The sequence below is a fragment of the Luminiphilus sp. nBUS_16 genome, assembly GCF_051201645.1.
GTDB lineage: Bacteria > Pseudomonadota > Gammaproteobacteria > Pseudomonadales > Halieaceae > Luminiphilus.
Genome location: NZ_CP179205.1, coordinates 1,435,929 through 1,448,141, shown reverse-complemented (window position 1 = coordinate 1,448,141; position 12,213 = coordinate 1,435,929). Strand labels below are relative to the sequence as shown.

General features: G+C 53.9%; 8 protein-coding genes. 7 read left to right on the top strand and 1 reads right to left on the bottom strand.

The window, feature by feature from the left end; translation table 11 throughout:
* Nucleotides 1-240: 240 nt before the first annotated feature.
* Entirely contained in the window at nt 241-2,658 is a 2,418-nt protein-coding gene (locus ACMAY6_RS06415; protein ID WP_435215454.1) for a GcvT family protein, read from the top strand.
* On the top strand, nt 2,658-5,102 hold the full coding sequence (locus ACMAY6_RS06410; RefSeq protein ID WP_435215452.1) for a GcvT family protein: 2,445 nt from the start codon (nt 2,658-2,660) through the stop codon (nt 5,100-5,102). Before ACMAY6_RS06415 ends, ACMAY6_RS06410 begins: the two co-directional genes overlap by 1 nt.
* Before the next feature lie 66 nt (nt 5,103-5,168).
* Here ACMAY6_RS06410 and ACMAY6_RS06405 read toward each other — a convergent pair whose 3' ends face one another.
* Nucleotides 5,169-6,716 (bottom strand): trimethylamine methyltransferase family protein, encoded by a 1,548-nt coding sequence (locus ACMAY6_RS06405; RefSeq protein ID WP_435215450.1) that lies wholly within the window; start codon nt 6,714-6,716, stop codon nt 5,169-5,171.
* Nucleotides 6,717-6,905: 189 nt separating this feature from the next.
* Between ACMAY6_RS06405 and ACMAY6_RS06400 the strand changes: the two genes are divergently transcribed.
* The 5 genes from ACMAY6_RS06400 (at nt 6,906) to ACMAY6_RS06380 (ending at nt 11,994) form a co-directional block, all read left to right on the top strand.
* The gene (locus ACMAY6_RS06400; protein WP_435215448.1) at nt 6,906-7,094 is read left to right on the top strand and encodes a hypothetical protein; all 189 of its coding nucleotides are present in this window, start codon (nt 6,906-6,908) and stop codon (nt 7,092-7,094) included.
* Between the two features lie 205 nt (nt 7,095-7,299).
* Nucleotides 7,300-8,583 carry an amidohydrolase gene (locus ACMAY6_RS06395; RefSeq protein ID WP_435215446.1) on the top strand — a complete coding sequence of 428 codons (1,284 nt, stop codon included), beginning with the start codon at nt 7,300-7,302 and terminating at the stop codon, nt 8,581-8,583.
* Between the two features lie 103 nt (nt 8,584-8,686).
* Nucleotides 8,687-9,532, top strand: a complete 846-nt coding sequence (locus ACMAY6_RS06390) for a metal-dependent hydrolase (RefSeq protein ID WP_435215444.1) — start codon at nt 8,687-8,689, stop codon at nt 9,530-9,532.
* Nucleotides 9,483-10,580 carry a DUF7802 domain-containing protein gene (locus ACMAY6_RS06385; RefSeq protein WP_435215442.1) on the top strand — a complete coding sequence of 366 codons (1,098 nt, stop codon included), beginning with the start codon at nt 9,483-9,485 and terminating at the stop codon, nt 10,578-10,580. The genes ACMAY6_RS06390 and ACMAY6_RS06385 overlap by 50 nt, the downstream gene beginning before the upstream one ends.
* Before the next feature lie 85 nt (nt 10,581-10,665).
* Nucleotides 10,666-11,994 (top strand): paraquat-inducible protein A, encoded by a 1,329-nt coding sequence (locus ACMAY6_RS06380; RefSeq protein WP_435215440.1) that lies wholly within the window; start codon nt 10,666-10,668, stop codon nt 11,992-11,994.
* Nucleotides 11,995-12,213 lie beyond the last annotated feature (219 nt).

Genomic DNA, 12,213 nt, shown 5'->3' with positions numbered 1-12,213 from the left:
TAATTATGGGTTTTCGAGACACCAGCCGCCGCTGCATAGCGCCCTCGCCCGACCCATTTACCACCCGGTTCCAGCCCCTTTTAAATCGAGCATATCACCCGTTAGTCAAGCAACATAAGACAGCGGATATTGCTGAGATATTTTTTTCATTATTTGAATCAATAAATGCGCTAAAAAGGCTTTTCCCAGACCGCAAATTCAAGGTAGCCTCGTCAAAAATTAAAAAGGGGCTCGGCGGCTATGGATACACAGGCCAAGGTTGTTATTGTCGGCGGCGGAATCATGGGCGTGGCCCTTGCGTACCATTTAGCTGAGGAAGGCGAAACCGACGTTTTGCTGATCGAAAAAGGCGAGCTGACATCCGGCTCCACTTGGCATGCAGCAGGTCAGTGCCCCAGCCTAGTTAGTAACTACAACCTCGCCAAAATCCATGATTATGGCAATCGCCTATACCCAACGCTCGAAGAAAAAACCGGTCAGTATGTTAGCTGGCACGCCTCTGGCGGCATCAGGGTGGCACGTCAGCAAGCCGATCTTGATTGGTTTCATTACATGAAGGGTATAGCCGATAACGTCGGTTTCCATATGGAAATCATTAGTCCCGCCAAGATCAAAGAAATCAACCCGTTTTACGATATCGATGGCGTCCTTGCCGGCGCCTGGACCCTCGACGACGGGCATGCGGATCCTTCGGGTCTCACCAACGCCATGGCTCGGGGCGCCACAAACCTGGGGGTGCGCATCGTTCGGCACAACCGAGTACTCGACATTAATGCCCTACCGTCAGGAGATTGGGAAATCGATACCGAGCAAGGCACAGTGACCGCGCAAATCGTGGTCAACGCCGCTGGCAGTTTTGCCCGTCAAATCGCGCAGATGGTGGGCGCCGACCTTCCCATTGCCAACATGGAACATCACTATATTGTCACCGGGGCCATTCAGGATTTTGTTGATCGCGATGAAGAGTTTCCCGTTATGCGCGACCCCTACGCCTCGGCTTACATTCGCCAGGAGCAAAAATCTGGGCTAATCGGTATTTACGAGTCCAGTGGCATTACTGAAGCTTGGGGTCCCTCGGGACTGCCGCCTTGGTCATCGGACAGCGAACTGTTCCCCGACGACCTTGACCGAATTATGCCGTGGTTGGAACGTGCGATGCACTGCATGCCCAATATGCTAGACGCTGGAATTAAGCGCGTCGTGAATGGTGCAATCCCCCACTCCCCTGACGGCCCGCCCCTGTTAGGCCCGGTAGCGGGCATTCCAAATTTTTGGCTGTGTTGTGGCTCATCATTTGGTATCGCCCAAGGTGCTGGCTGCGGTAAATACCTCGCACAGTGGATGGTTTATGGTGATTCAGAGATCAATATGACGGGGTTTGACCCGCGCCGTTTTGGCGTCTTTGCCGATCGCGACTTCATGCGTGCCAAAGGCTTCCAAGACTATGGCCTGACCTATGCAACCCCATTGCCCGGAGAGGAGTTTCCAGCCGCTAGAGATTGTCGGCACAGCCCACTGTTTGATCGACTCAAGGATAAGGGCGCCGTTTATACCCAAACCTTTGGCTGGGAGCGCCCCAAATGGTTCTCTGCTAATGGACAGGAGGAAGATTACAGCTACCGACGCAATGCCACCTTCGATGTGGTGCGAGAAGAATGTCTCGCGGTTCGGGAAAGTGTTGGGGTAATTGATCTGACAGGCTTCGCAAAATATGACATCTGCGGGGCCGATGCTGAAAGCTATCTCAATCGCGTACTGGCCAATCGAATGCCTAAGCGTGATGGCGGTATTGCTTTGGCACACTTTCTATCTCGCAACGGTCGTATTCTCGGCGAGGCCACGGTAACCCGTGTCACCAGCGAGCACTTTTATCTGCTTTCAGCTGCAAGCGCTGAAATGCGCGACCTCGATCACCTCACGCAGCAAGTCGAATCGGGCGAACAGGTCACGATTCACAACGCGACCGACGAGCGTGGCGTGCTCGCGCTGGTCGGTCCTAAGTCGCGAGATATACTGGCGACACTCACTGAAGCATCACTGGACAATGAAAGTTTTCGGTGGCGCAGCAGCCAAGATATTGACATTTCGGGCATGAAAGTACGTGCCTTGCGCATCAATTATGTGGGTGAGCTGGGCTGGGAATTACACCCCAAGATGGAAGACCTAGCAGCACTGTACGACGCCGTCTGGGCCGCGGGGCAAAATCAGGGCATGGTCGACTTTGGCTTGTACGCGCTTAACAGCCTGCGCATGGAAAAAGCGTATCGAGGCTGGGGTACCGAATTAACCAACGAAGTCACCCTGCTCGAAGCTGATATGGCCCGATTTTTTAGCCACACCAAAACCGACTTCGTGGGCAAATCAGCTACTGAAGAAAAAACTGAGAGCACATTGAAATTGGTGTACTTCGAGGTCGATGCAAAAGACTCTGACGTCCGCGGCGGAGAGCCCATCTTTATCGACGACGCCTGCATTGGCGTAACCACGTCAGGAGGCTACGGCTATGCCGTTGAAAAGAGTTTGGGATTTGGCTACGTATCACCCGAACATGCTGCCCCCGGCTCGGCTTTTCAAGTAGGGCTGCTCGATGACCGGTACGAGGCCCGAGTGCTCGAAGACCCTGCTTATGACGCCACCAACATTAGGTTGGCCAGCTAATGGCGGCCCTTCCAGCACAGTGTGAGGTCATCATTGTTGGCGGCGGTGTTATTGGTTGTTCCGTGGCCTACCACCTGACAAAACTGGGTATTACCGACGTCGTTTTGTTAGAGCGCAAGGAATTGACAAGCGGTACAACCTGGCATGCCGCCGGGCTTGTGGGTCAACTGCGCAGCTCTATTAATATGACCAAGCTAGCCCGGTACACCAGTGAGCTGTACCGCGAACTGGAGACCGAGACAGGGCAGGCCACGGGGTACCGGCAGTCTGGGTCAATTTCCATAGCCTCAACCGAGGAGCGACTCGAGGAACTCAAACGCAGCGCCTCTATGGCAAAAGTCTTTGGCCTTGAAGTGAATGTGCTAGAGGTTGATGAAATTGGCGAAAGATATCCGCTAATAGAAACTCAAGATTTGTACGGGGGGATTCACATTCCCTCGGACGGTTATGCCAATGCCGTTGATATTACTCAGGCTCTAGCCAAAGGTGCCCGCAATCGAGGCGCTCAGATTTTCACTGACACTGCGGTTGAAGAAATTTTGCGCACGGGCTCAAAAGTGTCCGGCGTACGCACTGCGGAGGGTGAGATACAAGCCCGCCATGTTGTTATCTGTGGTGGCATGTGGTCGCGGGATCTTGCGGCATCGGTCGGTGTCAATTTACCGTTGCATGCCTGTGAACACTATTACGTTTTGTTTGAGTCCGTAGCTGGCCTGCACCCTGACCTACCGGTGCTTCGCGATTACAACGCCTGTACTTATTACAAATACGACGCTGGGAAATTGCTGGTAGGCGCCTTTGAGCCCAATGCCAAACCCTGGGGCATGGGGGGTATATCTAAGGATTTTTGTTTCGATGAAATCGCCGGAGATTTTGACCACTTCGAGCCGGTTCTTCACGATGCCATGAAGCGTTTGCCCGCACTAGAACAAGCCGGCATCCAAAAGTTTTTTTGCGGACCCGAAAGCTTCACGCCCGACGTGCGTTACCACCTTGGAGAGGCACCTGAGCTGGAAAACTGCTTTGTCGCAGCGGGTTTAAACTCTATTGGCTTGCAGTCGGCGGGTGGCGTGGGCAAAGTCACCGCCGAGTGGATTCGAGACAAACGGCCCCCCGTCGATTTATGGGAAGTCGATGTTCGACGCAACATGCCCTTTCAAAAAAATCGACAGTACTTGCAAGAGCGTGTCAGTGAAAGCTTAGGTTTGCTGTATGCCACGCACTATCCTTACCGCCAATACGAAACCGGACGCGGCGTCCGGAAATCGGCGATTCATGATCGACTGGTGTCTGCCGGTGCCTGCCACGGCGAGGCTTACGGCTGGGAACGACCCAACTGGTACGCACCAGAGGGAATCGAAGCGCGTTACGAATACAGTTACGGTCGCCAGAACTGGTTCAACCATTCCGCCGCAGAACATCAAGCTGTGCGCGAGGGCGTAGCCTTATTCGACCTTTCTTCTTTCGCAAAATTCCGTTTTGAAGGCCGCGACGCAGCGGCGGTTCTCGACCGTGTATGTGCCAACAAGGTCGATGTCAGTTTGGGCCGAGTTATCTATACCCAGTGGTTAAACGAACAAGGCGGTATCGAAGCCGACCTTACCGTAACCCGGCTTTCTGAAACCGCCTTTCTGATTGTCACCGCAGCGGAAACTGAGGTTCGCGATTTTTACTGGCTTAAACGGCATATCCCCGAAACTGCACACTGCATTTTGACCAACGTCACTTCGGGCATGGGGGTACTGTCCATTATGGGGCCTCAAGCGCGAGCACTGTTGCAGTCGCTCACCCCTGACGACCTGAGTCATAAAGCCTTTCCCTTCGCGACCAGCCGCGAGATTGAACTGGGATTGGGCTACGTGAGGGCCTCACGTATCACCTTCGTCGGAGAACTAGGCTGGGAGCTGTATATTCCCACTGAGTTTATGCAGGATATGTATGACCGTATCGTCTCCGCCGGGCAAAGCTTTGGGCTTGTCCATGCCGGTTATCATGCGCTCAATTCTTTGCGGCTAGAAAAGGCTTATCGACACTGGAGCCACGACATAACCGATGAAGACTCGCCCCTAGAGGCCGGCTTGGAGTTCGTGATCAAATTTGACAAGCCCCAGGGGTTTATTGGTCGCGAGGCGCTGCTGCGTCAACAAGAAAAAGGCCTCTCGCGACAGCTCCTGCAACTCAAACTCTGTGACCCCGAGCCTCTGATCTATCACAACGAGCCGATTTGGCGCGATGGTGCTCTCGTGGGCCACATCACCTCTGGGGCCTACGGGCACACGCTGGGAGGAGCCATTGGTTTGGGCTACGTTGACATACCGTCAGATGGTAATAGCGGCGACGTGCTAACAGGAAGCTACGAAGTGGAAGTGGCATGTGAACGCGTGCCAGCTGAAGTTTCTTTAGACCCAATGTACGATCCCAAGAATACTCGAATCCGCGCCTAACCCCTGTGAACGGCGCCTGAGACCCAGCCCAAGCGAGCTCGAAAAGGGCTTACCGTGGCGCCCGAGCTAGCCCGTCTGCAGCAGGTCTTCAAGGTGCAGTCGAATCGGAAACTTAGCCCGGATTTCGGCATCAACTGCGGCGCTGATATGACTGGGAATATGCGTCGCCAAAATGTCATCGCGCCTGCGGACGGCGCTATCGATCGCGAGGGGCTTTTCAGCTTGCTCCCATAGCGTGGGGCTAAAACGATTACCCACCTCGGGATAAATGTACTCGCTTTGCATTACGGCGAGGGTGTGATCGGATCCCAAATAATGCCCCTTTTCACCGAGGCAAACTTCCGCAAGGTCGTCAAAGCCCAGCGTGTTGGTATTGACCTCGACGCCCCGCACTGCCCTCAACGTGGCCCCTAAAACATCATTATCAAGCAGCAAACTTTCCGGGCACACGCCCAGTAAACTCGAATACATACCGGCCGACTCATAAATAATATTGGCACCCGCAAGGGCGGGCGGCATTAGCGTATGGGCACGCTCGGCGCCCGCTTGAAAGTCCGGCATGTTGGCATCGGTCATGCCGCAGGCAGTCCCAAAAGGCAAATCAAAATGCGCACCCAGCTGCGCGCAGGCGCTGGAAATTAAACCTTGCTCTGGAGACCCGCCACTCATAGACCCCGTGCGCAGATCGGAGACAAAAGGCCAGGTCCCGATAATGGCCGGGGCACCGGGTTTAATCGCGTTAACGTAGACCAGACCACCCAAACATTCGGCCCAAGCTTGACTCACTGCCCCCGCAAGACAGGCCGGTGTTGTAGCCCCCGCCTGTCCGGCCGACAGCAACAGCACAGGCATGCCCCCCTCAACGGCGACGCGCAAACACTCAAGCGCGTCGCTGGCAAACTTCATAGGCGGCACAACAAAACAGTTCGACTGACTAACAAAGGGTCGCTCACGCCACTTCGCTTCGCTACCCGCAATGACATGCAGCATTTCTAAGGTTTTCTCGAGATGCGTGTAATGCCCCCAGCTCGCACCCACATGCTTGCGCGTGCCCGCTACTGAACAATAGGTGGTATTGAGATCCATCTCGTAAGGGTCTTCAATATCTCGCAATACACACATGCGCTGGAACATATGGATGTTCTCGCAGTTGTCGACAATGCGGGCTAGATCATACAAATCTCGCGAGGTCGATTCACGATATTCATTGCGCACAGAGTCGGCCACCATCACTGCCGCGCCAGCGGTAGAGAAATGCACCCGAGTACCTGAAAGATCTAAATCAAAGGCTGGGTCTTGGGCAAACAAGGTCATGTTACGCCGCGCTTTGCTCAGGGCGTCATCAACAACAGCCCGAGGCATGCGCAGCCGACCATCCTCTCCCAACACGGCACCCACAGCCTGACAAGCAGCGATACAATGAGGGGTGGCGTCTTTAAAACCGACCTCTTCAAGAATTCGATAAATATTGGCGACTACCGCATCAAGGTCTGCGTCGGCAAAGGGCCGATACTGCCCTCCCCGCTCCCCTGGTCTGACCGGCTTTAATTCTTCAGCCAGTGGCGCACTGCGTTGCGCGTGTCGTGCCTGTCTACCGCCTGATCGTCTCGCCATGATGGAATTCCCCAAACTAACACCAAAAGCCTGCCGGGCTATGCTTGCACCCGATCGTATTCTGGGTGTAGAAATACCGCATAATTGGCAGCGACACCAGTTCTAAAAACGACATCCAAGAGGTCGGATTTAAGAACAAAATAGTCCGCAGTGTGAACCGGGCCAAACCTGAGAATAAAAGGACGTTTTATGAGTTGGCTGATCATCGGATTTTGGGGTTGCGCGGCAATGTGGCTGATTAGTCTTCTCGGCGATTTAGGTATGGCCCGACGGCCCGATGCCCCTGTGGGGATGTTTTGGATTCCCTTAGTCAGTGCAACCATCGCCTTCATTGGTATGTGTTACTTCGGTCATGCTGCCAGCATATTCGGGTGGTAAGCGACCCGGCATTGCAGCTTGCAATGGCTAAGGCTCGGTTAATCTAAGATTTTCTGCTGCCTTGCCGAGTAGCAGTGATGCTGGCAAGGTTGTGACAGCCATTAAACAGCGTGCGGTGACTATGCGCGGACGCTGCTTGAGCAACAGTCATATAAAACGCGTCCAACGAACAGTATTGTTCGTGCGAAATTAGAGGCACAACACCATGAGCTTATTTGCACGCATCGCCACAATTTCCTTTGCAGTATTGCTTACACCCGTCGCCGCAGCTGATTTGGCCGAGTCTGTTGAGCGCCGTGTTGAGGCCGTCATGCCCGAGGTTGTCTCTTGGCGTCGGGATTTACATGAGCATCCTGAATTGGGCAATCGGGAGTTTCGGACCGCCGGCATTATTGCAGAGCATTTGCGCGAGCTCGGCATGGAAGTGCGAACCGAGGTTGCCCACACCGGCGTAATCGGCATACTCAAAGGTGGTGAGGGTCCCGTTGTTGCGCTGCGTGCCGACATGGACGGCCTACCTGTCACCGAGTTGGTAGACCTTCCTTTTGCCTCAAAAGCACGGGGCGAATACCTAGGCCAAGATGTTGGCGTCATGCATGCCTGTGGTCATGACAACCACGTCGCTATATTAATGGGGGTAGCCGAAGTGCTCGCCGGCATGGGCGATGAATTACCCGGCACAGTCCTCTTTTTGTTCCAGCCTGCCGAGGAAGGCACGCCCGACGGCACTGTAGGTGGCGCCGAGCTTATGCTTCAGGAGGGCGCCTTCGATGATGTGCTACCAGATGCAGTCTTTGGACTGCATGTGTTCCCCTACCCTGCAGGTGTTATTGCAACCCGCCCCGGCGGCCTCATGGCATCCTCTGACAGCTATAAAATTACGGTCACGGGCAAGCAGACCCACGGCGCGGTGCCCTGGGCGGGAGTTGATCCTATCGTCACAGCCAGTCAAATCGTTCTTGGGCTACAAACCATTGTTTCGCGTCAGTTAGACGCCACACTCACGCCCTCGATTGTAACGGTGGGTAAAATCGACGGCGGGGTTCGCAGCAACATTATTCCTGAATCGGTTGATCTTATTGGCACCATTCGCACCTTCGATGCCGAGACGCGTCTGGACATTCATGAACGCATTCGCAGAACAGCCACTCACATTGCCGAGGCGGCAGGCGCTACGGCCCAGGTTGATATCGATCTTGGCTACGGCGTAACCCGCAACGACCCCGAGCTTTATCAAAAAATGGCGCCAACGCTGCGGGGGGTAGCAGGCAGTCAGTTTATTGAAGCGCAGCAAACGACCACAGCTGAGGATTTCTCCTATTTCGCGAACGAGGCGCCCGGGCTCTTCCTCTTTCTTGGGGTTGCTCCCGAGGATCCAAGTTTGGTGTATCCCAACCACTCGCCCCGCTTTTACGCCGATGAGCGAGCGCTTCCCGTTGGCGTCAGAGCACTGACCGCTTTGACCCTCGACTTCATGGCGGACAACTAGACTTAAACCTTTGCGACCTTAGGGGCCATTGCCACGGCAGTGGTTCCAGAGGCCCAAAACCGCTATGGTTTGAGGCATCGGCAACAGGGAGCAACGCGACACCGTGAGTGATTTAGTCGTCAGGCATATTAACTTCGATGTGGATCAGGCCAAATTTATTTGGAACCCTGACAACCCCTCGTTTTCTGTGCTGATGAACCAAATCACGTTCTTTGTCGTCGGCTTTGAAAAATACATGTGCCGGGTAATGCGCGATGCCGAGGCGCACATCACCGACCCAGCCGTCATGGAAGAAGCCATTGCTTTTCGCAAGCAGGAAGCCATCCATGCCCAAAAACACATGCGCCATGCCAAAGCACTCATAGGCCAGTATCCCGCGTTGCAGGGCGTGCTCGACAAAGTCCTCGCTAGCTATGACGAGGTCTACAACACCCACCCGTTGGAATATCACTTGGCCTATGCGGGCGGCCTAGAGGCAATTTTCACCCCGTTTTTCAAAATGATACTGGATCACCGAGCCGCATTGTTTGCACAGGGCGATGCCCAAGTGGCATCGCTATTCGTCTGGCATTTTTGCGAAGAAATCGAGCACAGAAGCTCCGCCTACGATGTTTACAACCATGTTGTCGGCAGCCATTGGTTTCGCATTCGAAAAACCGGAGCGTTTCAAAAGCATACCCGTGATCTGTTTGACATGATCAAAGGTGAATTCGAATCGCTGGTTAAAGACGTTCCAGAAAACGCCTATTCAGATAACCCCTTTGCGCGTATACCGCTCTGGGCGCAACTTAGGTCAGCCGTCGGGGTGCTGGCCTCACAGTTCCCTTGGCATGACAGTGTGAACCAGCCTTTACCCGACTACTACGACGAGTGGCTAGGTCATTGGCAGGCAGGGGCCGATGTATCTCAAATCGTCGGCAACCCGCAGCACCCGGTGCTCAGTGACTGAAACAGCACTCACCTTCACCCAACTGGTCGAGCGCCTTGGCGGCTTTCATCCCGAGAACATTGAGAGTTGGGCCTTTATAAAAAGCCCTTTGACGCTGTCCCACTGGACTATGAATGTCATTGAGGTGCTGCTCATCCTAGGTGCACTTTGGGGCCTGCGTCACAGCATGACGCGCTTTAAGGCAGGCGAGTCCATTTATTTGGGATTCTGGCTGGCTTCAGTCATTTTTATGCTGGCGCTGGAAATACCCGTATATTTTCCTGAGAAGCTGGGCGCACCGGACAACGCCCTGTTTTTCATTCATAACGAGTTTTCGGTGCAGTTCTTCTTTGGGCGAGCGCCCCTGTATATCCTCGCGCTTTACCCGGCCATTATGTACGCATCCTTCGTCCTTGTCAGGCAGGCTGGGCTCTTTGACCAACGCGGGGGGACACTTTTTGGCGCACTAGGCGTAGGCGTAGTCCACCATGTGTTCTATGAGATTTTTGATCACTTTGGACCCCAGTATGGCTGGTGGACATGGAATTATCCCAACTTCACCTCTTCCCTCGCCTCGGTGCCGGTCTCCAGCATGGTCAGTTTTGCCTTTGTAGGGCCTATTGCGCTGACCCTTGCTACCCAAATTTTAGTCCCTAAGGGGAATTGTCGTGTTCGGGGCTTCGCTCTGGGAACACTGCTGGCCGGGCTGCTAACACCCATAATTTTCGTGCTGCTCACACTCAACACCTGGTTCAGTTTACTGGGCATTGACCTAACGCCCCGCTTGGAGATGCTAGCCTCGGCGGCCATTATAGGAGCGGCTCTAGGGCTCACGTTGCGTCAATTTCTGCATCTTACCGCTTTCTCTGTCGAGGGGCTTTGGCACTATTCTCGAGGCTATTTTGCGCTCTTCCTCAGCGCGTTTTCCGGCCTCTGGCTATACGCCTTGCCCGATTACTTAGCGGCAACTCAAGGCCTGACCCCACAAGGGTTTCCGGTGGGTTCTCTACCCTATGTGTTGGGCTGTATGGCCTTTGGGTTATTTTTCCTTCTTAGGAAGCGACGATAGGTTCTGAGGTTATTCAGTACCTTGACGTAGTACAGTTTGCATTGGCTTGAAAGCAGTAGTCGAAACAGAAGGTATTACTCCACCCATGAAATCATTCCTCATAACGTTGGGCGTCATTGCAACCGCAGTTATTTGGTGGGCGGCAGTCGCTGTTACACAACAACTCAATGCCGCGCGCAATGTAGAGGACCAGATATCGGCCCTTACCCTCAGCGAGCGAACCATCACCTCCCCAGCGGTCTGGGGTGAAGTGCTTGGAAAGCTTGGAAAGCAAGAAATTGACCGCCTGTTTGAGCAGCAGAGCTCCAAAGCGTTGCTCATCGATGCAACAGAAAAACTGCTGTACAACGCCATCGTCGAGTACCGCGACACCCTCAGGGAAAAACAGGCAAGCGCCAAAACCATCAACAACTCGCTGCAGGCAATGGGGCAGGCATTTATTCTGGATGTTCTGGTAGATTTTGACGCCCTTGAAAGCTCAGTACCGGCTATTGCAGAAGCCTTCGTCGAGGACCTCGAGCAAGGCGAACTAGCGGCCGACCTCGAATCAGCACTGAGCCAATATCTCAAGAGTCTGTCCGTAGACTTAAATGCCGCAGCCATTGATCAAACACGATCCATCCATCGTCTACTACAGTGTGCAACGACAGCTCAGTGCGTGGCAAAGCTAAACGCCTCACAGCAACAACACCAAGAGCAAGCTAAGCTTCTAGGACTGTGCCTTGCACTCGCGCTGCTATCTTTAATCGCTATAAATCGTTTCGCCCCCTCGATGAACCAAGGGTCCGTATCACCACGCGCGATGACTCTTTGCTTACTCAACATTTCAATTCTGGCTTTACTGGTGCCCGGCATTTTGGTGCCAATGATGAAGTTAAAGGCGTTCATCGAGCCATTCGAAATGAGTATTGGCGGGGCACGCCTATATTTTGATCAACAACTGCTGATGTATCAGAACAAAAGTGTGGGCGACCTCGTTGCCTTGCTTGTCGAAACCGGACAGCCTTCGCTCTTTATTTTAGCCGCCGGTATGACGTTATTTTGCGTCCTCATCCCGGTGAGCAAATGTTTGGCTGCCATAGTATTGCTACTTCGAACAAAGAGTAGCTCTGCTCACCCTGCACTCAAATGGTTAGCCACCGACTCTGGAAAATGGTCGATGGCGGATGTTTTTGTCGTCGCGCTTATCATGGCTTTTATCGGCATGGATCAGCTCATTGCAAGTCATACCGACGCCATGAATACGCTATTCACCGAGGCACAGTTTGTGCAGGCCGCTTCTGCGTCTAAGTTGGGGATGGGGTTTTATTTCTTCCTTAGCTTTGTCGTGCTCAGCTTTTGGACCGCGAAGGAATGCAAGGGCGCATTAGAGGCCACTGCCCCAGTGGCCCCCGCCAAATCTGCCTCGGCTTAGCTGGAACTTAGCGTGCTCCGCTAAGCTGCTCCACCACTCGGCCTCACTTTACCAACGACACCGCCGAGCACATGGGTTAAGAATTCGAAAACCAGCCTAATAAAGAAACAACCGACTCAATCGCCAAACTGGCATTTCGCCACCCTGCGGCCTGGGCACTGCATTTTCAAAGCGCTTGGCCTCAGGTTTTGCCACAGCCGTCCAGCAAATGACGCCAGA